This is a genomic window from Paenibacillus sp. GbtcB18 (assembly GCF_019091125.1).
GTDB classification, from domain to species: Bacteria; Bacillota; Bacilli; order Paenibacillales; family NBRC-103111; genus Paenibacillus_F; species Paenibacillus_F chitinolyticus.
The window spans coordinates 187,755-210,700 of the sequence record NZ_JAGXJX010000005.1 but is presented as its reverse complement, the minus strand read 5'-3'; the positions used below and the strand labels follow the sequence as shown (position 1 = coordinate 210,700).

Genomic DNA, 22,946 nt, shown 5'->3' with positions numbered 1-22,946 from the left:
CTAGCCGCGTTCCAGATTATCCACATAATCCTTGGCTTCTTTAAGACCCATTCCGCTCTTTTCTCTCACGAGTTTGATCGCTTTGATTTTGTCGCCTTGCGCAAGCAAGTGGTGCACTCTTTCGTCAAGAAGGGACGTCTGTGCCGAAGCGGGCTTTTCGGACTGGGCGGCCGTCGATGGCTTTAACGGGTTTATCACCTGTCCTTCCGCCCGTCCTTTCAGCCACTCCAGATCGTCTTGGATGCCGTTAATCCGGCTTTGAAGGCCGAACACTTTAATCAGCAGCAGCAAAGAGAGAATCAGCGCTCCGGCCGCTACCCATTCGATCGTTTCCATGGAATCGCTCCTTTCGGCGGGGGATCTGTTTGGATGATCTGCCCTCGTATAGGGAATTATACCATAACCCCGCAACTCCTCGGCCGGCTTCTAATGCTATCGTCCTCCTCTTGACCGGTCTCTTCCTTGTTGACGCGGCTTCCATGCTATACAATGGAAACAAAAAAGACCTAAAGGGGAATTTGAAGATGGCCCAAGTGGACATGCCTTCCATCCTGCTGCTCGGTTTGGCCCTTCTGGGGCTGCTCAGCAGCAATTCGACCGTTACGATTGCCATGCTCGTTCTCCTGCTTTTGCGGGTGATGAATGTACATCAAGCCTTTCCCTTCTTGGAAAAATACGGACTTACGATCGGCGTCGTCATTTTGACCATTGGGGTCATGACGCCAATCGCCAGCGGCAAAATGCCCGTCCAGGCCATTCTCCAGTCCTTTATGCACTGGAAATCGCTTCTGGCCGTGCTGATCGGAATCACCGTTGCATACCTGGGCGGCCGGGGCGCTCTGCTCATGACGAACCAGCCGAATGTGGTAGCCGGACTGCTTATCGGCACCGTGCTTGGCGTCGCGCTGTTCCGCGGTGTCCCCGTCGGCCCTCTGATAGCGGCCGGTCTGCTCTCCCTGCTTATCGGCAAAGGCTGAGACGTACCAATAGTTGCTGTCGTACCGCCCGGCTCCAAACGCAAAAACTGCCCTCTCAGAATGAACGGAACCTCCAATGTCAGATCGTGTCTAACATGGGGGTGCAGTTCAGAAAGGGGCAGTTTTTTGCGTTAATATGGGAACACCGCAAGGGGGAAAGCTTATACTCGCGATGGGGTTTTCGCAAACTGAGCGGCTACTTCCGCGGCTCTTGTTTTGGCGCCTTGCACTAGCTCTTGCGCTTTGTCCGGGAAAGCCGCGATGCCTTCCACATAGACATGCTCGTAGTCCGTGATTCCGATGAATGCCATAATTCCGCGCAAATATTTGTCGGTAAATTCAAAGTCCGCGGCCGGTCCTTCGGAATAAATGCCTCCGCGCGCTTGGATGTGAACGACTTTTTTACCGGACATGAGCCCTTCGGGTCCGTTGGCGGTATAACGGAACGTTTTTCCCGCAATCGCGATGTTGTCGATGTAAGCTTTCAGCATCGGCGGGTAGCTCAGGTTCCACATCGGAGTGACGAATACGTAGCCGTCCGCCGACAAAAACTGCTCCAGCACTTCATTCATCCGGTTGATAGCAGCCGCTTCCGTTTCATTGAGCGCTTCACCGGCACGCAGCTTATCCCAGCCGTTCAGCACATCGGCGTCGATAAGGGGAATATGCTCTTCGTACACATCTACGCGTTCCACTTGAAGATCCGGATTTTCTTTCGACACCGCCTCCAGAAAATGTTCCCCGACCTGAAGACCGAAAGAACGGTCCACCTCTCTTGGATTTGCAGTGATATATAATAATTTGTTCATTTTGATTTCCTCCTAGTCGGATTTCGAATATTTGTATCGGCTAACTTGTATTCAATAACTTACTTTATGTAAGTATATTATCATAGTCACTTTCTTTTGTAAAGCAGCTATATAAAATTTAATTCCAGGCAGTCCAATGCGTACAAAAAAAACCGCCGGAATCCGGCGGCTCTTAGCCTTCGATAAGGTTCTACTCCGGCATCACCCAAATGATTTGGGCCGTCCGGATAAAAAATTTCTTACCGTCCTCCTGTACCACGACATGATCCGGTTTCACATCTGTCAGAACACCCCGGTTGCTTCCGCGAACCGTCTCTACCACCACACCTCGGCCGACAATCGTTCTAAGCGTCAGATACACATAGGGATCGATGCTGAAAAAAGGCTGCGGCACCGCGACCGGAGCGCCTCCAGAAAGGGCGCCCGCCTCAAGAGCGCCGTAGCCGTAGCCGTAGCCCCCCTGCCCTGCCCCTCCGCCGACCGATCCGAAGTCTCCCTGCGGGAAAGGCGCGAAACCTCCGCCTCCGGATTGAGAACCCGGAGGAAATCCCGCCTGTCCTGGCCAGCCGTCGGCTGAGCCGAAGCTCTCCGGGTAAGCTCCCTGCGGCGGAAAAGCGCCGGTCATCCCTCCCGGTGGCGGACCTTGAGTGAACGGTGGCAGATTGCCCCCGCCTCCGAACGGAGAGCCCTGCTGGGGCGGATACCCCGGCAGCTGCGCCTGCCCCTGTGTCACTTTCGTGTAATCGGGAACTTCGGGTTTCCCGAATCCCCACGGCACTCCCTGCCCGTTTCCTTGCGTCATCGACATATCGTCGCCTCCTTTGAGCCGTTCCACCCTGAAAGATATGGCGGCGGATGCGGAGATATGCCTGTTGCCTTCCCGCTGTTATCTTCGGCTGTGCGGGAGATGCCTGTAGTTCCGGCCATTCCCCCCGGCTAAACGGCAAAAAAGACTTTCCTCTTTTCAAGAAGAAAGCCTTGCAAGCTCGTTCCGGCCTCTAACCGTCCGATTTCAATGCGCTCAAATTCGTTTTGCCTAAAATTTGCTCCAGTTCCTTCAGGAACATGTTGATATCTTTAAACTGCCTGTACACCGACGCAAAGCGGATATAGGCCACCTCGTCGACCGGGTAAAGCTGCTCCATCACGAGTTCTCCGATTCTCATGCTGTCCACTTCCGCGTGAGCCATATTACGCACCTGCATTTCGACCTCGGAGACGATTTGCTCCAGCCGGTCCACGGATACCGGGCGTTTCTCGCAGGCTCTGATTAACCCGCGCAAAATTTTGTCGCGGTTAAATTCCTCGCGGCTGCCATCCTTCTTGATCACGATAAGAGGCGTTTCCTCCACCATCTCGAACGTCGTAAACCGCCGCTGGCACTTCTCGCATTCTCTGCGCCGGCGGATCGATTTGTTGTCGTTAGCCGAGCGGGAGTCCAGTACTTTCGTGCCGTTGTGCTCGCAAAACGGGCATTTCATCGGGGATTCCTCCTCTCGTCCGTTCTTTATTTTTACTCCCAAATGTTGCTTGTTATCAAGCCTACAAAAACGCACATAATAGTTCTACCATCGACAAGGAGGTGAACAGAAATGGGTGCAGGACAATCTCGCAGCAGCAACGTACTGGTTGTTCCACAAGCTAACCAAGCTTTGGATCAGCTGAAATATGAAGTTGCCCAAGAGCTTGGTATTGCGATTCCTCAAGACGGTTACTACGGTAACATGGCTACTCGCGACACGGGTGCTATCGGGGGTCACATTACTCGCAGACTGGTGCAAATCGCCGAACAACAACTGGCCGGTCAAGGCCAATCCCGCTAACTTCTAGCGGAAACCAAGCAGCAACGAAGTATCGGATCCGGCGGCTACACCCGCCGGGTTCGGTGCTTCTTTATTTGCTTCCCGCGCTTTGATCCCATTCCTCGCCGTAAAGCTTCTTGAATTTCTGCTGATAATACAGCACCCTCTGTACATAATGCCGGGTTTCGCCGAACGGGATCTTGTTGATGGTTTTTTCCGTCCCGTCCCAGACGCCGTTGTTTTTCCACTTGCTGACGTTTCCCTGACCCGCGTTATACGCGGCTATAGAATAAAGCCAGTTTCCTTTGTACTGCTTGTTCAGCCAAGCCAGGTACCAGGAGCCAAGCTGGATATTATGTTTCGGGTCGCGGAAGTCGGCCGATTTCGTATTGGACGTTTCGCGAATCCATTCCGCCGTATCGGGCATGAGCTGCATAATGCCGACAGCTCCTTTTTTGGATTCCCGGTCGTGGTTGAAATTCGTCTCCACTTTGATGATCGCCGCAATCAGAAACGGATCGACCTGGTACTGTGCGGCATTCTGCCGGATTTCTTCACGATAGTGAATGGGATAGATCATCTGCCCGATAAAAAGACCGTTGCTGAACAGAAGAAAAACAAATCCGAGCAGCAGCAGGGCGAATACCCGCTTTTTCCGCAGAAGCTTCATTACAGCCCCCTTTGAAGCCAGAACCGCTCGACAAGCTGCTCCGTCTGCTCCAGGGTCCCCGAATTGTCGATACAGCTATCCGCAAGCTCTTTTTTACGTTCAATGGGCCACTGGGCCGCAAGCCGGGATTCCGCCTGTTCGGCGTTCAGTCCGTCCCGCTCCATCAGTCTCCTCAGCTGGACATCTCTCGGCACATAAACGACCATAACGGACGAAAACATGCTTTGAAGTCCCGATTCGTAGAGCAAAGGCACGTCCACCACGACAAGCTTGTCCGGAAATTCACGCTCCGCGGCGGCCATTCTTTCTTTCATGAGAGCACGGATGGACGGATGCAGAAGATCTTCGAGAGCTTTCCGCGCTTCTTCGTTCCCGAAAACCGTCTCGCCCAGTTTTTTACGGTGGAGCGAGCCATCCGGCAGCAGCATATCTTGTCCGAAATGCGCGGCGACCTGGGCCAGAACGGGGCTCCCCGGCTCTACCACTTCGCGCGCGATCCGGTCGGCGTCTATAAGAATCGCACCGCGGCGGACAAGCATGGCCGAGACCGTGCTTTTGCCGCAGGCGATACCTCCCGTGAGTCCTATATTCATTTCACTCGACTCCCACGTCAATCACATTTTTTAAGGTATAACAGCTAAAACAGTTTGGAAATGCCCATCAGGATCAGGACGATTCCCGGCAGCACCGAAACTTTACGAATCCAGCCGAGCCCCGAATACTGATAGCCGATTTTCAGGCCGAAGTAAATAAAGAGTCCGCTCGTTACCGCGATTACCGCCGATGTCAGCAGCGGGGTATACCCGATCAAAGCGGCACCGATTCCCGCGCCGAAAGCGTCAAGGGACAGCGCGATTCCGAGCAGCGTCGCTTCCGAAGAAGAAATGTTGCCGGATCGGTCCACGTCGGCCGCAGAAGGCGTACGCAGAATCTGAATTACGAGTCCGAGCCGCTTGATCTCGATCGAAAGCATCCGCGGCTCGCGCTCCGTTTCTGTCCCGTTGGCTTCAGGGCGGCGGGCCGCAACCGGATTAGACTGGAATACGGCTTCCAAACGGGACGTTCCGGCCGTTACCGCAGCCTTTCCGTTCTCCGCCTGTGTACGTTCCTTTTCATCACCGTCGCCGTCATTGCCCTGCTTCTGTGCCAGAAACTGAACCAGCGCCCAGATTCCGATGCCCATCAGAATGACCGCACCGAGCATCCCGGCATAGTGCGGGGATAAATACCGCGACAGCCACACTCCAAAACTCATCGAAATGTAAATGATGATTCCCGAGCAAAGGGAAATGATCGCCAGGGACGGAAGCGGGATACGGATTTTACGCAAGCCGTACATCATCCCTACTCCGAAACCGTCCAGACTGACGGCCAGAGCCAGAATCAACAGAGAAAAAAATGGAAGCACGCCTCATTCCTCCTACCTGCGTTTTCTACACACTTATCATATGGAGGGGTAGGAGGAGTTGTGCTAAAGCTTATTTTTAGGCGCGCTGCGCTTTCTTTTGAGAGGCTGGCATTTCAGGCAGAAATGCGTGCCCCGGCCGCCGACGACGGTTTTCTCGATCAAGCTGCCGCAGGTAACGCAGGGTTTGCCGTTCCGGCCGTAAATGTTCAGGGAATGCTGGAAATTTCCGGATTCGCCTTGGCCGTTTACGTACGATTTGATGGAAGAGCCCCCGGCCTCGACCGAGCTTTTGAGGGTATGCACAATCGCTTCGTGAAGTTTCTGAAGCTCAAGACGGGTCAGCGAAGCCGCCTCCCTCTCGGGATGGATTCCCGCCAGAAAAAGCGCCTCGTCTACATAAATATTACCGAGCCCGACGATGTATGCTTGATTAAGCAGCAGCGGTTTAATCTTCGTGCTCCGTTTGCCGATGGCCTGACGGAACGCATCGAACGTAAAGGACTCGTCCAGCGGCTCAATGCCCAGCTTATGAAGCGGCTTGCTGGTCAGATCTTCCTCTCCCGCGAAAAGATGCATCGTACCGAACTGCCGCACATCGCGGTATCTCAGTTCGGTCCCGTCCGTAAAGCGGAAAATCACATGCGTGTGAGGTTCCACCTCGTCCGAACCTTCGTAAAGGCCGTAGCGGCCTTCCATACGAAGATGGGATACTAACACGCCGTCATCGAGCAGGAAACGCAGAAACTTGCCTCTGCGGCTCACGCCTTGAATCGTCTGGCCTTCCAGAAGATCGGCGAATAGCTCCGGCTCTTCGGGTTTTTGAATAATGCGTTTCAGGCGGACTTCCACTTCTCCTATCGTCTTGCCGACGACCAGTCGGCTGAGCGTCCGTCTGACGGTTTCCACCTCCGGCAATTCCGGCATGGCGCTTCACCTCGGTTCATGCTGTGTTTTCATAATCTCCCTATTTCGCTTCATACCAGTTGGATCCGTAATCCACTTCGGCAAGCAGAGGCACGTCCAGCGCAAGCGCGCCTTCCATAACCTCGGGCACGATGCGGCGCATCGTTTCCAGCTCGTCGGGCGGAACTTCGAAAATCAGTTCGTCATGCACTTGCAGGAGCATCCGGCTTTTCAGGCCTTCCGCTTTCAGCCGCTCGTCCATTTGCACCATGGCCAGCTTAATGATATCGGCCGCCGTTCCTTGAATCGGCGTATTCATCGCCGTTCTTTCCGCGAAAGAACGGAGGTTAAAGTTAGAGGCGGTAATCTCCGGCAAATACCGGCGCCGCTGCAGCAGTGTCGTGACGTAGCCCTGTTCGCGGGCCAGCTTCACAATGTCATCCATATACTGGCGGACACCCTGGAAAACGGCGAAATACTGCTCGATAAACTGACTCGCTTCCTTACGGGAAATGGCCAGGTTCTGGGAAAGCCCGTAATCGCTTATCCCGTAAACGATGCCGAAGTTAACGGCCTTCGCCGAGCGGCGCATATTCGCGTCCACATCGGCTTCGGCTACGCCGAATACATCCATGGCCGTTTTCGTGTGAATATCCATATTATTCGTAAAAGCTTCCTTAAGATTCTCGTCACCGGAAATGTGAGCGAGCACTCGAAGCTCGATCTGTGAGTAATCCGCGGCCAGAATAGACCAGCCGGGCTCGGAAGGCACGAACACCTTGCGGATTTTGCGCCCTTCCTCCAGCCGGATCGGAATGTTCTGCAGGTTCGGATACTGGCTGCTGAGCCGGCCCGTGGCCGCGATCGTCTGCCTGTAGTACGTATGAACCTTGCCGGTTTCCTTCCGAACCTCTTTCAGCAGCCCTTCCACATACGTGGACTGGAGCTTGGCGAGCTGCCGGTAATGGAGAATGCCTTGTACGATTTCATGGTAAGGGGCCAGTTTTTCCAGCACCTCGGCATCCGTGGAGTAGCCTGTCTTCGTTTTCTTCTGGACGGGAAGCTGGAGCTTCTCGAACAGCACTTCTCCGAGCTGTTTCGGAGAGTTGATATTGAACTCCATGCCGGCGTGGCGGTAAATCTCCGTCATCGTCCGTTCGATCTGCACGGCGAGCTCATCGCCAAGCTGCTTCAATCCGGCCGTATCGACCTTGATGCCGCGCAGCTCCATATCCGCAAGCACACCCGAGAGCGGAAGCTCCAGCTCGTAGTAGAGCTGCTTCATATCCGCCTGCTCCAGCTTCTCGCGCAGCGAGACGTCCAGGCGGGAGATGCGGTCGGCCTTGCGGACGAGATGCTCCGCGACGGCTTCCGGCTCCGGCAGGCGGAACTTCGCGCCTTTGCCGAAGACCGCTTCGTCCGGCGCCACATGAAGCGCGCCGTACTTATCCGCGATGCCGCTGAGCGTAAGCGACGACTCCGTCGGATCGAGCAGGTACGCCGCGAGCATGACGTCGAACGTCACGCCGGCCAGCGTGATGCCGTTCCAGGCGAGCACCAGCTCCGCGCGGTGGCGGTCCCACGTGCTCTTCGGAGAACCCTTGTCCGCGAGCCAGGCGCGCAGCGCTTCCGCTCCGGGAGCGGTCAACACGGCCGCGGGCACGTAGTAGCCCGCTTCCGGCGTGTGAAAAGCCGCCCCGACCAGCTCGGCCGTGTGAGCGTTGTCCCCCACGGCCTCCACGTGCAGCGCGCTTACGTCTTGCAGCGCGCCGGTCAGCTCCGTGATGTTGTCCGCGTCTATCAGGCGGACAACCAGCTCTTCCGCGGGGCCGGACTCCGCCCCTTCAGGAGAGTCCGCTCCCCCCGCGCCGGAGAAGTCAAGCCTCTCGAGCAGCGACTTGAACTCCAGTTTGCGGAACATGGCCGCAAGCTCGGGCGTTTCGAAACCGGAGAAGGCGAGGCTGCTCCAGTCCGTATCCATCGGCACTTCGCGGAAAATGGTCGCGATTTCCTTGCTCATCCGTGCCGAATCCGCATGGTCGCGGATCTTTTCCTTCATCTTACCCTTCATTTCGTCCGCGTGCTCCAGCACGGATTCGACGGAACCGTACTCGTGCAGCAGCTTCAGGGCTGTTTTCTCGCCTACTCCGGGAATGCCCGGAATATTGTCGGAAGTGTCGCCCATCAGACCTTTGAGGTCGATGATCTGTGCCGGAACGAGACCGTACTTTGCTTTAATTTCCGCCGGATCGTAACGCTCCACTTCACTGATTCCTTTGCGGGTCACTGCAACCGTCACACGATCCGATACGAGCTGCAACATGTCCTTGTCGCCGGTAACGACCAGCACATCCTTGCCTTCCTGCTCCGCAGACTTGGTCAGCGTGCCGATGATATCGTCCGCTTCATAGCCTTCCAGCTCGAACTGGCGGATACCGAAAGCGTTCATCAGCTCCTTGATCAGAGGGAACTGCTCGGACAGCTCCGGCGGCGTTTTGGCGCGTCCGCCCTTGTATTCCGTGTAATCTTTATGTCGGAACGTCACTTTGCCCGCGTCGAAAGCCACGAGAAAATGAGTCGGTTTTTCTTCTTCAATCAATTTGAGGAGCATGGTCGTGAATCCGTAAACGGCATTCGTATGAAGACCGGCGGAATTGCTCAGCAGAGGCAGCGCGTAAAAGGCGCGGCTCGCGATACTGTTTCCATCAATAACGATCAATTTTTCCATCTTACACCCCGAATTTTGGACATATACGTTCATGATAGCACAGGCTGGACGAATATGAAAAAGTTTCAGCCCGGTAATTTTTGAGCCTATCCTCCCGGGCTTGCGGTGATGTTCTCCGCTTTCCGCACATAGACTGATAGTACGATGCAAAGCCGGCGCGTCCGGTGTTTTCAGCTGGATTCGTCCGGCGAGGGAAGGAGGACCGAGATGAGTCCCTTTTTTTTTCCGGCTCCCAAGAAAATGATTTTTTTCGATATGAACAATACATTGGTCGACCGCAGGCAGTGCTTCGATTCGGCATTTACGGAGGTACTGGGAGACTACACCGGAAGATGGGAACAAGAAGACGGGGCGGCTTCCCCCGAAAATGCGCTTCAGATTTATAAGCAGGAGTGGCAAAAACTGCGGAAACTGCGCCCCCGGGGCCACCGTCCCAGTGAAGAAATGCGGATAGCCTGCCTGGAAAAGGCGCTGGACGCTTTTCCCATATCGGTGAACGAAACGTTCGCCAAAGGCTTTTTCGAGCAAATTGAAGAAACGGAAGGAAACTATGTCCGGCTTTTTCCCGGTGTCGAAGAAACCCTGTCGGCTCTGGGCGAGCGTTACAAGCTTGCGGTCATCAGCAACGGCAGCCGCAAAAGACTGGAGAGGGACATCGGGCAGCTCCGGCTGTCCTCCTTTTTCCCCGAGAAGCTGCTCTTCAGCTCCACGAAAAACGGACCGCGCAAGCCGCATCCGGGTTTGTACCGGACCGCCCTGAAAGAAACGGGCATAGCTCCGGGCCAAGGCGTCATGGTCGGCAACTCGTGGAAAAACGACATCATCGGCTCCACCCGCTGCGGCCTGGATGCCGTCTGGATTTACCCGCCTCATGTGAAAAAGATTTCCCAGCGGAAAGTCGGCCGCCAGAAGGTTATTATCGTGCGGTCCGTCAAGCAATTGGTGCATGTGCTTTAGCCGAAGCTTTTGAGGCGCCGTCCCCTTCGCGCCATGCAGGAATAATCTCATAAAATCATGCGCAGAGCCGCCCTGAGGGGCGGTTTTTAATCGGCCTTGCCTTGCATGCGCTGGTGAATTTGACCTTACATATCCCGTCATGGGCGTATAGCTTCGGATTCAGGATTTCACGTCTGCCCCCTATCACAAAGAAACAGCCTGCCGGGAAGTTCCCGGCAAGCTGTTTGGGTCTCGCTACTTTGTAACGCCAAGCTGGCTACGGCTATGTTCTCAGCGCCGTCCGCCATCCTTACATTCTTACACCCTTGCATGTTTACATCCCCGTATTCTTACATGCGAAGCCGGGTTCTCCGGTACGTACGACCCCGTATCAGACGGCATTGAAGCCGTTCTATACATTCAAGTCTTTGCGTTTGCCCGTGACCATATAAATTACACTCTCGCCGATGTTCGTCACATGGTCAGCCACCCGCTCCAAGTAATGGGCCACCATGATCAGGTGCGTCAGCTGACGGTTGCGGGTGAAATCCGCATTCATCATCCCGATGACGTCGGTCATGATGCGGCTGAAGATCTTGTCCACCTGATCGTCCTTCTCCGCCAGCGAAGCGGCCATATGAACGTTGCGGTTCATATAAGCGACCAGGCTCTCGCGGAGCATCTCTTTGGAGATTTCGGCCATCTGCGGAATGTCGATCAATTCCTTGGCCAGCGTCTCTCCGGACAGGCGGATCGTAATCTTCGCGATGTCCACGGCATGGTCCGCGATCCGCTCCAGATCCGTCGCGATGCTGAGGGCCGTGCCGATAATCCGCAGATCGCCCGCCATCGGCTGCTGCAGCGCGATCAGCTTCAGGCACATTTCTTCGATGCGCAGCGTCAGTTCGTCCACCGCGTCGTCATCCTCGACCGTGCGCCGCGCGAGATCCGTATCCAGCCGGGTCAGCGCTTCGACAGCCTGGTGAATGGAATTTTCAACCATGGAGCCTAAATCGAGCAGTTCATTCTGCAGATCGTCAATCGAATGCTGAAAATTAAGGCGATTATTCATTGAAGCCCCCTTAGAGTTAACCGAAACGTCCGGTGATGTAATCTTCGGTGCGCTGGTCGTTCGGATTTGTAAAAATCTTGTCGGTCTGATCGGTCTCAACGAGAATCCCGTTGAGGAAGAAAGACGTGCGGTCGGAGATACGCGCGGCCTGCTGCATGTTGTGCGTCACGATAATAATCGTGTAGCGCTCCTTCAGCGTCTGCGTGAGCTCCTCCACCTTCAAGGTGGAAATCGGATCGAGCGCCGAGGTCGGTTCGTCCATCAGCAGCACTTCCGGCTCGACCGCCAGCAGACGGGCGATGCACAGACGCTGCTGCTGGCCGCCGGACAGGCCCAGGGCCGACTTGTTCAGGCGGTCCTTCACTTCGTCCCAAAGGGCGGCCTGACGCAGGCTGCGTTCCACGATTTCGTCGAGAACGGCGCGTTTTTTCTGGCCGTGGATGCGCGGTCCGTAAGCAATGTTGTCGTAAATGCTCATCGGGAACGGATTCGGACGCTGGAAAACCATACCCACGCGTTTGCGCAGAGACACGATATCGCTCTCCGGCGAATAAATATCTTGGCCGTCCACCTTAATGGTCCCGTTAATCCTCACGCTGTCGATCAAATCGTTCATCCGGTTGAGCGTGCGCAGAAAGGTCGACTTTCCGCAGCCGGAAGGCCCGATCAGGGCCGATACGGTATTCGGCGCGATGTCCAGATCAATTCCGTGAAGGGCTTGGTTGTCTCCGTAAAAAAGATCCAGCCCGTTTACTTTTATTTTCGTATCGGTCGCAATATTCATGGCAGGAGCTGTCAAGGTTATTTCCCTCCCGTAAGTCTTTTTTGGATGATTCGGCTAGGAATGCCGATAAGCAGGTTGAAGATCAGAACGACTACAAGAAGGAGCGCCGCACTGCCTTCCGCAATTTTCTTCGCATCCGGCACGATGGCTTCCGCTTGGATGTACCATAAGTGCGTGGAGAGCGTTTCGCCCATCGTCAGCGGATTGAAATCCGGGAAATGCCGGGAAACGGAAAGCCCCGACGTATAAATCAGGATGGCCGATTCACCCAGTGCGCGCCCGGCTACGAGCGTAATGCCCGTGATCAGGCTCGGCAATGCGGTTGGGATCAGCACTTTGCGGATCGCCTGCCATTTTGTCGAACCGAGCGCAAGACTCGCTTCCCAGTACGATTCGGGCACGGTGCGGATCGATTCCTCCGTGACCCGGACAAGAACCGGCAGATTCAGAAGCGCCAAAGCCAGGGAACCGCTCAAAATCGAAATTTTAAAATTCATCAAGTCCACGAACAACAGAAATCCGAACAAACCGAATACGATGGATGGAACGGAAGACAGCGTCTCGACGGACATGCGGACAATTTCAGTGAAACGGGATTTCTTGGCGTATACCGCCAGGTAGATCCCCGCTCCCAGCCCGATCGGCAGCGAGAACAGCAGAGAGAGAAATAAAATATAGAACGAGTTGAAGAGCTGGGGTCCGACACCCCCTCCTGCCACAATATCCTCCGGCTTGCCCGTGATAAAGTCCCAGGTAAGATGCGGCAGCCCCGCACCGAGAATCCGGATCAGGAACCAGGCCAGGATCAGCAGGATAAAGATGCCGGTTGCCCAGAAGAACAGCGTGGCGATCCGGTCAGTCGTTTTACTGTTCATTTCACTTCACTCCTTCTTGATACGACACGGATGATGAGAATAAGCAGCAGCGAAGTGATCAACAGAACAAAGGCCATCAAATACAGCGCGTTGTTCCAGGTCGATCCGTAGTTCGTATTCCCCATGTCCTTGACGATTGCCGTCGTAAGAACCGTGGTCGAGTCAATCAGCGATTTGGGCATTTGCGGCGAGTTCCCGATGACCATAAATACCGCCATCGTCTCTCCGATAGCCCTTCCGATTCCCAGCACCACGCCCGTCAAAATCCCCGGCCGTGCCGCGGGAAGAAGTACGCGCCAAATCGTCTGCCAGCGGGTGGCTCCGAGCGCCAGCGACGCTTCTTCCAGCCGCGGAGGCAGAGCTCGGATCGCATCCTCCGAGATAGACAGGATGGTCGGCAGAATCATGATCGCGAGGATAATTCCCGCCGGCAAAATACCGTATCCTGTCCCGTTCACCACTTTTCCGATAAAAGGCACGATGACCGTAAGGCCGATCAGGCCGTATACGACCGACGGAATGCCCACGAAAAGGTCCGTTGCCGGACGCATGATCTCTCTCACCCATTTCGGTGCGATCTTCGCCATGAAGACGGCTCCCGCTACGGCGAGAGGGACCGAAAGTACGATGGCGAGCATCGTTAACAGAAAAGTACTGAACAGGAACGGAAACGCTCCGTATTTGTCCGCGCTTGGCGTCCAGTCTGTCGAAAAGAAAAATTCAATCGGGCTGACGCCCGAGAAGGTGCGCATGCCTTGTACACCGACAAACAAAATAATCGAAAATATGACAATCGAGACGAGTGACGCACTGCCGACGAACAGCAGCTTCATCACGCTGTCCTGCCGTTTTTGCAGTTTCATCCAGCGCGTGGGTCCTTTCTGGCTTTGACGGTTTTGTCGGCTCTGCTCCTTCGTCTTCGTTGTTTGCTGAGCGTAAGTGTTCACAAACGGGAAGCCCCCTTCAATCGGAATGCGTGCATAGTCGGTAAGCACAAAGTACTAAATGATTCTTCTTAATCATAGGCCCTGTTTGTAAATACAAAATTAATCAATTGTAAAGCCCGTGTAAATTTTGCGGCAAAAAAAAGATGCCCCGAAGTTAATAAGCTTCAGGACATCCCACGGAAGTAACGCTTTTTATTTTTTCAGAAGGTCAGCCGGAAGGAACTTCAGCTCTTCAACTTTCTTCGATTGGAACTCAGGGCTCATGATGTAGTCAAGGAAAGCCTTAGTCGCGCCGGTAGGGTCGCCTTTCGTATACATGCGCTCGGTTCCGAACAGCTTGTAGCTGCCGTCTTTGATCGTCTCTTTGGAGAAAGCGACGTTGTCGAATTTCAGAGCTTTAACGGTGTTGTCCAGGTACGGCGTATCAATGTAACCGATGGAGCCGGATTGGCTGCCTACGGCTGTTTTAACGGCACCCGTGCTTTCTTGAACGACGCCTTCTTTTGTGAAGTCTTTGCCTTCAAGAACGATTTGCTGGACAAGCTTGCGGGAACCGGAGGAATCCGGACGGTGAACGACGTTAATCGGAGCGTCCTTGCCGCCTACTTCTTTCCAGTTTTTGATTTTACCCATGAAAATATCGGCTGCTTGCTGCTTCGTCAAACCTTCGATATTCACATCAGGATTTACGATAAGAGCGAACGGAGCGATTGCAACCACGTGTTCTTTCAGGTTTTTGTCTTTGTATTCATCGCCAGCGGCAACGTCGGAGTTTCCGATATTCGAAATGCCGTCCGCTACGTCTTTAAGACCTTTGCCGGAACCGCCGGCCGTCGGGTTGATCGTAACTTTCGGATTCTTTTCCATGAACAGCTTCGCCGCTTCTTTCACGAGCGGGAGAAGAGCGCTGGAACCGGAAGCCGTAACCGTTCCGGAAATTTCTTGAGCCGCCGTTGTTTCGGCAGGCTTGTTCGATGTTGCGGGGCTGCTTGCGTTTGTGTCTGTCTTTCCGCAGCCAGCCAATACCCCCAGAGTAAGTACTGCAGCTAGCGAGATGGATAACCCTTTTTTCGACATGAACTTAAACATGTTGTACATGTCCTCCTTTGACGTTTCTATCTTTGTTTTGTGTTTCCTAGGACATCGTAACAAGCGAATGTAAACTGCAAGTCGTCCAAACGTAAATTTCATGTAAAACTTTCACGAACCGTCCCTAAACGTTCCCTCCCCCTTCGAAATGAACCTTTTTAACTTCCGGTTTACAAAAGCCTTCAATTTTTCTAATACTTAAGACTTACAATTAAAGCGACTATAGACCTATTTATAAGTCATTTTCTACACAAAGAACCTATCGGAGGGTGAACATGGGGAATTTCTTCTATTTGAGCACAATGAAACGCAAATTGATCGCCAGCTTCGGGGTTCTGATTCTGCTGTTTGTGGCCATGGCTTTTTTCCTGGTACATCAAATCAGTAAAATCAACTCGCAGATCGCGCTGCAAAACGAGCGGGTCGCCATGAAAACGACTGCGCTGGAGCTGAAAGAAACGGTTCAGGAGCTCAGCATTATCGCTTCCGGCCTGGAGCTTTCCAAAGATCCTTCCTATATAGAGAGTTACGAACGGACGAGAAAGGTATACAGCCGTCTTCTCGACGCCATCAAGGAAACCGCCCGCACCGAAGAGGAAAAAGCGTGGCGCGGGGGGCTTATCGTCGCTTCCGCGGATTACATAAACAATTTCGACGCGGCCGCCAAGCTCGTCCAGGAGAAGAAAGTCAGCCCCAAAGAGATGGAGCTGAGCATGCTTCATTATTACGGCGAAGGACAGACGCTGCGCGAAACGATTTTTAAGCTGGTCGACAAGTTTTATGTCGCCTTCTCGGCCGATGCGCAAGCGGCTGTCGATGACTCCCAGAAAGTCATCGCGCAGACCGTCACCGTCACCATCGCCGCGGCCGTCCTCGTCCTTCTCGCTTCCGCGGTTGTCGCCGTCCTGCTGATCCGCTCCTTCCTCATTCCGGTGCGCAAGCTCCAGGAAGCGGTCGCGCGCATGGCGTCCGGCGATCTGCGGCATGAAATCGGAAGCCGCACGCAGGACGAGCTGGGCGAGCTCAGCCGCAGCTTCGACCGGATGACCGCCCAGGTCCGCGGTATGCTCGAGCATACGAGTGGCATCGCGACGGCACTGGCCGGACAGTCGGTCACGTTCCGCCGGGTGTCCACCGACACGGCGGCGGCCAACGCGGACATCGTCCAGGCGATGTCCGCCATTGCGCACGGCGCATTCGAGCAGGCGGCGGACTCCGAGCACGCGTCCACCTCCGTCGCCGGGCTCGAAAGCGAGACGCGCGAGATCGCCGAGTATGCGGCGGTGATGAGCCAGGCGAGCCGGGAAGCGGCGGAGGTCACCGTGCAGGGTTCCCGCTCCGTGCACTCGCTCGAGGAAGCCAGCAGCGCTACGCGGCGGGTGCTCGGGCAGGTGCAGGAAGCGATGGCGACGCTCGCGGGCGATTCCCGCCGCATCGGAGCGATTCTGGACGCGATTACCGAGATCGCGTCCAGAACCCACCTGCTGGCGCTGAACGCCGCCATCGAGGCGGCCGCCGCCGGCTCCAGCGGGCGCGGCTTCGCCGTCATCGCCGCGGAAGTGCGTCAGCTCGCGCAGCAGTCGAGCGACGAGGCCCGCCGCGCCGCGGGTACGATCGCATCCGTCGAGAGCCGGATGCTCGAGATGCAGGCCCGCGTCACGGACGCGAGGCGCCATGCGGACGCCCAGGAGCTGACCGTCCGCGAATCGCTCGGCTCGTTCGAGGCGATCGAACGCGCGATGGAAGTCGTGACGAATCAGATTCAATTCGTCAACGGCCGCATCGAGCGTTCCCTGCACAGCAGCGCGCAGCTCGTCGGCACCATCCGCCACATGGCGGAAATTGCCGAGCAGACGTCCGCGGGCGTGCAGGAAGTCACCTCGGCTTCGACCGAGAACGACGCCTCCATTCGGAGCATCGCCGTACAGGCCGACGAGATGAACGGACTCGCGGAAAGCCTGTACCGCGAAATCAACAAGTTCAAAATCGGCGAAGCTTCGTAAACGCCGGAAATAACCGAAAGAGCACCCCGTCATGGCGGTGCTTTTTTGCATGTCGAGAAGCCATTTCTGCGCGGAACCCGCGGCTTTTATCCAGACACGGCTTTTCGCTCATGAGGCACTCCTTTTTAATTGACCTTTGTTCAGTTCTCGTGTCAGTTCCGTGTAAGAAAAGGGCGGAAAATAGAGAAAATTCCCCCTTATCGTCAAATGTTATCCCTTTTGCTTCCCACCATTTTCCTTGATACTGAAATTAGTTAACCGCTGCATTACGAGAGAAGATTTTTGCGTTTTCGCTTTTTCAAGCTCGTTCGCCTGTCGCTTATATCCAAACCTGTCATGGTTAGGCGTTCAACTTTACACCCTTCTTCTCCCATTCCGACGGTTATCTCATAAAGGAGGTGCATGCAGCCAGGAACCGCAACCCATGCGGATCACTCCGGATGCTGTTAAAGTTCTGTGGACTCTCATTAATGAAAGCGTTACCATAATTTCCCTATCCGAAAAGGAGGCATTACTTAATGAATCTGAAATCCCGGCAATCCGCCAAAATCCGGCGTTCCCACTCACCGGCCCGGGTCGCGCTCCGCATCCTGCTGATCGTAACCCTCATTGTGTCTTTATTCCCGTTCCTGGGCTTAAGCGCGCAGAAAGCGTCGGCGGCCGAATCTTATAAAATCGTGGGCTATTACCCTTCGTGGGCGGCTTACGGCCGCAATTACAATGTAGCCGATGTCGATGCCTCGAAGGTTACGCACATCAACTACGCTTTCGCGGACATCTGCTGGAACGGCAAACACGGCAACCCGGACCCGACCGGTCCGAATCCGCAAACGTGGGCCTGCCAAGATGCTGCGGGCGCCAACATTAACGTTCCGAACGGCACGATCGTTCTCGGCGATCCTTGGATCGACACGCAGAAAAGCTTCCCCGGCGATACTTGGGATGAGCCTATCCGCGGTAACCTGAAACAGCTGATCAAGCTAAAACAGGCCAACCCGAACCTCAAAACGATCATCTCCGTAGGCGGCTGGTCCTGGTCCAACCGTTTCTCCGATGTAGCGGCGAGCGCTGCGACACGTGAAGTGTTCGCAAACTCCGCGGTCGACTTTATCCGCAAATATCAGTTCGACGGCGTAGACCTCGACTGGGAGTATCCGGTTGGCGGCGGCCTTGCAGGCAACTCCGCTCGTCCGGAAGATAAGCAGAACTACACACTGCTTCTTCAGAAAATCCGTGAGAAGCTGGATGCCGCAGGCACGGCGGACAACAAGAAATATTTCCTGACCATCGCTTCCGGCGCAGGTCCGACTTACGCGGCCAACACCGAACTGGGCAATATGGCCAAGTACCTCGATTGGATCAACATCATGACGTACGACTTTAACGGCGGCTGGCAGACGGTCAGCGCTCACAACGCTCCGCTCTATACCGATCCGGCCGCAATCGCCGCAGGCGTACCGAACGCGGACACGTTCAATGTGGAAAAAGGCGTACAAGGGCACATCAACGCAGGCGTACCGGCAAGCAAAATCGTTCTCGGCCTTGCCTTCTACGGACGCGGCTGGAGCGGCTGCAAGAACACGGCTAACGGCGAATACCAGCAGTGCGCCGGTCTGGCGACTACCGGAACGTGGGAGAAAGGCTCTTTCGACTTCTACGATCTGGAAGCCAACTATATCAACAAAAACGGATACACCCGCTACTGGAATAACACGGCGAAAGTTCCGTTCCTGTACAACGCTACGAACGGCACGTTCATCTCTTACGACGATGCCGAATCCATCGGGTATAAAACAAGCTTCATCAAGTCCAAAGGTCTTGGCGGCGGCATGCTCTGGGAATTCAGCGGCGACCGCAACAAGACGCTTCTGAAGAAAGTCACGACTGATCTGGCAGGTTCCGCACCGGTCGGCGATACGATCGCACCTTCCGTACCGGCCAACATGACAGCGACGGCTAAAACGTCCACAAGCGTTACGCTTTCTTGGAGCGCTTCGACGGACAATGTCGGCGTAACCGGCTACACCGTCACCTACGGCACCAAATCGGTTGACGTGACAACGACATCCGCAACGATCACTGGTCTGACGCCAAGCACGGCTTACTCCTTCACGGTAAAAGCGAAGGATGCGGCAGGCAACGTATCCGCGGCAAGCTCCGCCGTATCCGTCACCACCGATGCTAACTCGGGCGGCGGAACGGATACGACGGCTCCGACGGCTCCGGCCAATCTGGCCGTAACGGCCAAAACGTCGACCAGCGTAACACTCGGCTGGACGGCTTCCACCGACAACGTAGGCGTAACCGGCTACACCGTATCTTACGGCAGCACGAGCGTCAACGTCACCGGTACAACCGCAACGATCAGCGGCCTTACGGCCGGCACCGCTTATACGTTCAGCGTAAAAGCAAAGGACGCGGCGGGTAACCTTTCCGCAGCGGCGACCGTTTCGGCTACGACGGACAGTGGCTCCGGCGGCGCCGGTTGCCCGGTGGCTTGGGACACAAGCAAATCGTATACGGGCGGACAGCGCGTCTCCTACAACGGCAAAATCTATGAAGCAAAATGGTGGACGCAGGGCGAACGCCCGGATTCTTCCAACCAATACGGCGTGTGGAAACTTATCAGCGATTGCGGAGCGGGAGCGGGTTCTCCCGCTTCTGTTTCTTCCGGGGGCGCGGCGCTTGCCTCTAATCTGATCGCAGGCGCGGGAGCGGCTATTCCGGCCATTACTCCGGGAAGCTCCGCCGCAAGCACGGCTTCGCCTTCTGCTCTGCCTGCGAGCACCAAGGTGCTCGTCGGCTACTGGCACAACTTCGACAACGGTTCCGGTTTCATTCGCCTGCGCGACATCTCCCCCAAGTTCGATGTCATTAACGTTTCCTTCGCCGAGCCTGTAGGCGGGTCGACGACAGGAACGATCGGATTCACGCCTTTCAACTACACAGATGCCGATTTTAAAGCCGATGTCGCGTATCTGCAAAGCCAAGGCAAGAAAGTCATCATTTCCATCGGCGGCGCGAACGGCCAAGTCCAGCTGACAACGGCCGGCGCACGCAGCAATTTTGTAAGCTCCATGAAATCCATCATTTCCAAATACGGCTTTGACGGCCTGGATATCGACTTCGAAGGCCATTCCCTGTACCTGAACCCGGGCGATGCCGATTTCAAAAATCCGACCACACCGGTCATTACGAACCTGATTTCCGCAATCCGCGAGCTGCATGATTCGTTTGGCGACAAATTCATGCTGACTATGGCTCCGGAAACGTTTTTCGTCCAGCTCGGCTACGCCTTCTACGGCGGCACTTGCAGCGGCTGCGATACGCGTGCCGGTGCTTACTTGCCGGTGATTTACGGCGTACGTGATATTTTGGACTGGCTGCAGGTTCAGCTTTATAACTCGGGCCCTATCACGGGACTGGACGATCAGTACCACACGATGGGCGTAGCCGATTTCCACGTGGCCATGACCGACATGCTGCTTACGGGCTTCCCGATCGCCAAAAACCCGAACTCCTTCTTCCCGGCGCTCCGTCCGGATCAAGTCGTGGTCGGCCTTCCGGCTAACGGAAACGCGGGCGGCGGCTTCACAAGCGTCTCCGAAGTGCATAAAGCGCTGGACTATCTGATGAAAGGCAAAGCTTTCGGCTCCTATACCCTCCGCGGTTCCGTTCAACCTGGACTGAGAGGTTTGATGACCTGGTCCATCAACTGGGATAAATTCAACAATTTCGAGTTCTCGAACAGCCACCGCGCCTATTTGGACAGCTTCGGCCCGGGAACTCCCGGAGATACTCAGGCTCCTTCCGTTCCGGGGAATCTCCGTTCTTCCAACGTAACGGCTACAGGCGTCACGCTTACATGGAACGCATCTACGGATAATGTCGGCGTAACCGGTTACGAAGTCTATCAGGGATCGGTCAAAATTGCCGATACGGCAAGCACGACCTACAACGTCGGCAATCTAACGGCAAACACCTCCTACACGTTTACCGTAAAAGCGAAAGACGCGGCCGGCAACGTATCCGCGGCAAGCACGCCGCTGGCCGTCACAACCGCTAACGGCGGCGGCTCCGGCGACACGACGGCGCCTACGGCGCCAACAGCCCTGAAAGTAACGGCCAAATCTTCGAGCAGTGTCAGCCTCGGCTGGACCGCTTCGACGGATAATGTCGGCGTAACGGGCTACACCGTTTCGTACGGCGCCAATACGGTGAACGTCACTGGTACGTCCGCCGTTATCACGGGACTGACCGCATCCACGGCCTATACGTTCACCGTAAAAGCCCTGGATGCGGCGGGTAACGTATCCGCAGCCGCTTCCATCCAGGCAACGACGGACCCGGCATCTCCCGGAGGTCCTGCCGCATGGGCAGCCGGTGTCAGCTACAAGGCTAACGACGAAGTCACATACAACGGCTCGACTTATATTTGCCGGCAGCCGCACACCTCCCTGCAGGGCTGGGAGCCTTCCAACGTGCCGGCTCTCTGGACTAAAAAATAAAGACTGATTAGGCAGTCATGCCCATCGGACCGAAACGGAAAACAGCAGCTCCGCCCCATATTGACGGGCGGGCTGCTGTTTTTTATTTTTTCTTCATGGTATTCAGTAAAATCTGCTTTTCTTTCGCAAGGGACTGTTCGATTTTATCTCGTGCGTCCGCGATAATCTGTTTGGTCGCCAGTCTTTTCTCAATGCCGCTTGCGATCTCGCTCTCCCAGATTTCCTGGGCCTTGACGTCCAGCGGCGTGGTAGGAAATTCTCTCACCCGGGTCATCAAATCCTCGTGAAGCGCATAGGTTTTCTGTCCACCCAGGAACGGGTTCGTGGCCGCCAATTCCTTCGCGTTGCCCCGGGCGGGCAAATACGCCGGAACCGCTCCGCTGAGACCGTCCTTGCTGTATTCGGTAACGGCGAATTCAATGAATTTCCAGCCCATCTCCTTGTTGACCCCGTCCGAAGGGAGAAGGAAATTGGTGCTGTTCTGCCAGCCGTACAAACCGAAGGGAAGTCTCGTTTCACGCCATTTGCCGGCCGTCTCGGGCGCCCATTCTTTAATCTGTTCGACTCCCCATGTCCCAAAATACATCATGGCGATCGTTCCGTCCTGGACCGCCTTCCGGCCCATATCGCCCCATACGTCCAGGTGGGCCTCCAAGCCGAAATCGTTCACTTTCTTGGCGATCTCGACCGCTTTGTGGAACGCCTCATTGTAGCGCATAAAGTTCAGCTTGCGGTCGAAAATGCCTTCCGAACGCTCGAAGAGCTGGACCGTTTCGTTCACCCACTGCGTCAAATAAATGTTATGCTCGCGAAGCTCCTTGGCCATATGCAGCCAATTTGCGGGATCTTCCATATACTTGGCAAGCTCCTCGGGCTCCGAAGGGAACCCGTACTGCCTCATAATGTCCTCCCGGTAATAGGTGACGGTAGGCGTCGTGGACAGCGGAAAGGCAATCAGCTCATTTCCGTCCGCCGACATGACGCTTTCCCAGATGGAAGGACTGAAATCGTTGCGGTATTTCCCCGCCTGATAAGGGGGCTGGAGCAAATCCTCCAGCCCTTCAATCGCGGAGAAATTGCCGAAATCGGCGCTGTCGACCATCATGACGTCCGGCGGCTTCCCGTCCGCCAGTGCCTGCAGATAAGCTCCCGTATATTCGGAGTAAGGAATGACCTTTATGTCTATGCTCAGATCCGGATAGCTTTCTTTGAATTTGGCCGCCATGGTTTCGATCCCGCCGTAATGGGTCCATATCGACAAATGGTTCGGAACAGCCTTCTTGTCCCCGGAGGGAGCCGGCTTTTCGGCGGGCGGCGTTGAAGCGGGAATGAGCGGCTCGGACCGGAAGCAGCCCGCTGTGGATACTGTGAGCAGGAGCAGAAGCACGAAGATTTTAGTGAGTTTAACCACAACTCGTTTCCTCCCATCGAATAG

The 22,946-nt window shown here is 55.3% G+C and carries 20 protein-coding genes; 5 read left to right on the top strand and 15 right to left on the bottom strand.

The genetic code is table 11. The annotated features are described in order from the left end of the window. Positions 1 to 336, bottom strand: a complete 336-nt coding sequence (locus KVT34_RS16770) for a ribosomal protein L7/L12 (protein WP_217559963.1) — start codon at positions 334 to 336, stop codon at positions 1 to 3. Between the two features lie 188 nt (positions 337 to 524). Here KVT34_RS16770 and KVT34_RS16765 point away from each other — a divergent pair, with 188 nt between their 5' ends. After that, positions 525 to 977, top strand: a complete 453-nt coding sequence (locus tag KVT34_RS16765) for a DUF441 domain-containing protein (protein ID WP_217559962.1) — start codon at positions 525 to 527, stop codon at positions 975 to 977. 161 nt (positions 978 to 1,138) lie between these two features. On the opposite strand, the gene KVT34_RS16760 is transcribed toward KVT34_RS16765, so the two are convergent. From KVT34_RS16760 to nrdR, 3 genes are all read right to left on the bottom strand, one after another. Then, positions 1,139 to 1,786 (bottom strand): FMN-dependent NADH-azoreductase, encoded by a 648-nt coding sequence (locus KVT34_RS16760; RefSeq protein WP_217559961.1) that lies wholly within the window; start codon positions 1,784 to 1,786, stop codon positions 1,139 to 1,141. Positions 1,787 to 1,976: 190 nt separating this feature from the next. After that, on the bottom strand, positions 1,977 to 2,594 hold the full coding sequence (locus KVT34_RS16755; RefSeq protein ID WP_217559960.1) for a YuzF family protein: 618 nt from the start codon (positions 2,592 to 2,594) through the stop codon (positions 1,977 to 1,979). A gap of 190 nt (positions 2,595 to 2,784) precedes the next feature. Beyond that, positions 2,785 to 3,267, bottom strand: coding sequence for a transcriptional regulator NrdR (gene nrdR, locus KVT34_RS16750; protein WP_042230981.1), 483 nt, complete (start codon positions 3,265 to 3,267; stop codon positions 2,785 to 2,787). A 111-nt stretch (positions 3,268 to 3,378) separates the two neighbouring features. On the opposite strand from nrdR, the gene KVT34_RS16745 reads away from it, so the two are divergent. Next, on the top strand, positions 3,379 to 3,609 hold the full coding sequence (locus KVT34_RS16745) for an alpha/beta-type small acid-soluble spore protein (RefSeq protein ID WP_009671472.1): 231 nt from the start codon (positions 3,379 to 3,381) through the stop codon (positions 3,607 to 3,609). Between the two features lie 70 nt (positions 3,610 to 3,679). On the opposite strand, the gene KVT34_RS16740 is transcribed toward KVT34_RS16745, so the two are convergent. The 5 genes from KVT34_RS16740 to polA form a co-directional block, all read right to left on the bottom strand. Continuing rightward, on the bottom strand, positions 3,680 to 4,258 hold the full coding sequence (locus tag KVT34_RS16740) for a lytic transglycosylase domain-containing protein (protein ID WP_217559959.1): 579 nt from the start codon (positions 4,256 to 4,258) through the stop codon (positions 3,680 to 3,682). Beyond that, positions 4,258 to 4,851 carry a dephospho-CoA kinase gene (coaE, locus tag KVT34_RS16735; RefSeq protein WP_217559957.1) on the bottom strand — a complete coding sequence of 198 codons (594 nt, stop codon included), beginning with the start codon at positions 4,849 to 4,851 and terminating at the stop codon, positions 4,258 to 4,260. Before coaE ends, KVT34_RS16740 begins: the two co-directional genes overlap by 1 nt. 44 nt (positions 4,852 to 4,895) lie before the next feature. After that, a complete protein-coding gene (locus KVT34_RS16730) occupies positions 4,896 to 5,666 on the bottom strand; it encodes an MntP/YtaF family protein (RefSeq protein WP_217559956.1) in 771 nt (256 codons plus the stop codon). Positions 5,667 to 5,729: 63 nt separating this feature from the next. Then, a complete protein-coding gene (gene mutM, locus KVT34_RS16725; RefSeq protein ID WP_217559955.1) occupies positions 5,730 to 6,590 on the bottom strand; it encodes a DNA-formamidopyrimidine glycosylase in 861 nt (286 codons plus the stop codon). Between the two features lie 40 nt (positions 6,591 to 6,630). Beyond that, positions 6,631 to 9,297, bottom strand: coding sequence for a DNA polymerase I (polA, locus tag KVT34_RS16720; RefSeq protein ID WP_217559954.1), 2,667 nt, complete (start codon positions 9,295 to 9,297; stop codon positions 6,631 to 6,633). A gap of 207 nt (positions 9,298 to 9,504) precedes the next feature. On the opposite strand from polA, the gene KVT34_RS16715 reads away from it, so the two are divergent. Next, a complete protein-coding gene (locus KVT34_RS16715) occupies positions 9,505 to 10,254 on the top strand; it encodes an HAD family hydrolase (protein ID WP_217559953.1) in 750 nt (249 codons plus the stop codon). 391 nt (positions 10,255 to 10,645) lie between these two features. Here KVT34_RS16715 and phoU read toward each other — a convergent pair whose 3' ends face one another. From phoU to KVT34_RS16690, 5 genes are all read right to left on the bottom strand, one after another. After that, a complete protein-coding gene (gene phoU, locus KVT34_RS16710) occupies positions 10,646 to 11,305 on the bottom strand; it encodes a phosphate signaling complex protein PhoU (RefSeq protein ID WP_009671365.1) in 660 nt (219 codons plus the stop codon). Between the two features lie 16 nt (positions 11,306 to 11,321). Then, entirely contained in the window at positions 11,322 to 12,089 is a 768-nt protein-coding gene (gene pstB, locus KVT34_RS16705; RefSeq protein WP_217560158.1) for a phosphate ABC transporter ATP-binding protein PstB, read from the bottom strand. 17 nt (positions 12,090 to 12,106) lie between these two features. Then, positions 12,107 to 12,964 carry a phosphate ABC transporter permease PstA gene (pstA, locus tag KVT34_RS16700; protein ID WP_042230989.1) on the bottom strand — a complete coding sequence of 286 codons (858 nt, stop codon included), beginning with the start codon at positions 12,962 to 12,964 and terminating at the stop codon, positions 12,107 to 12,109. Beyond that, positions 12,961 to 13,827, bottom strand: a complete 867-nt coding sequence (pstC, locus tag KVT34_RS16695; protein WP_483311443.1) for a phosphate ABC transporter permease subunit PstC — start codon at positions 13,825 to 13,827, stop codon at positions 12,961 to 12,963. Before pstC ends, pstA begins: the two co-directional genes overlap by 4 nt. A gap of 276 nt (positions 13,828 to 14,103) precedes the next feature. Then, positions 14,104 to 15,000 (bottom strand): phosphate ABC transporter substrate-binding protein, encoded by an 897-nt coding sequence (locus KVT34_RS16690; protein ID WP_217559950.1) that lies wholly within the window; start codon positions 14,998 to 15,000, stop codon positions 14,104 to 14,106. Between the two features lie 275 nt (positions 15,001 to 15,275). Between KVT34_RS16690 and KVT34_RS16685 the strand changes: the two genes are divergently transcribed. Together KVT34_RS16685 and KVT34_RS16680 are read left to right on the top strand one after the other, a co-directional pair. Continuing rightward, positions 15,276 to 17,003 (top strand): methyl-accepting chemotaxis protein, encoded by a 1,728-nt coding sequence (locus tag KVT34_RS16685; protein ID WP_217559949.1) that lies wholly within the window; start codon positions 15,276 to 15,278, stop codon positions 17,001 to 17,003. A 518-nt stretch (positions 17,004 to 17,521) separates the two neighbouring features. Next, positions 17,522 to 21,511 (top strand): glycosyl hydrolase family 18 protein, encoded by a 3,990-nt coding sequence (locus KVT34_RS16680; RefSeq protein ID WP_217559948.1) that lies wholly within the window; start codon positions 17,522 to 17,524, stop codon positions 21,509 to 21,511. 82 nt (positions 21,512 to 21,593) lie between these two features. On the opposite strand, the gene KVT34_RS16675 is transcribed toward KVT34_RS16680, so the two are convergent. Then, positions 21,594 to 22,922, bottom strand: coding sequence for an ABC transporter substrate-binding protein (locus KVT34_RS16675; RefSeq protein WP_217559947.1), 1,329 nt, complete (start codon positions 22,920 to 22,922; stop codon positions 21,594 to 21,596). Positions 22,923 to 22,946: the final 24 nt, after the last annotated feature.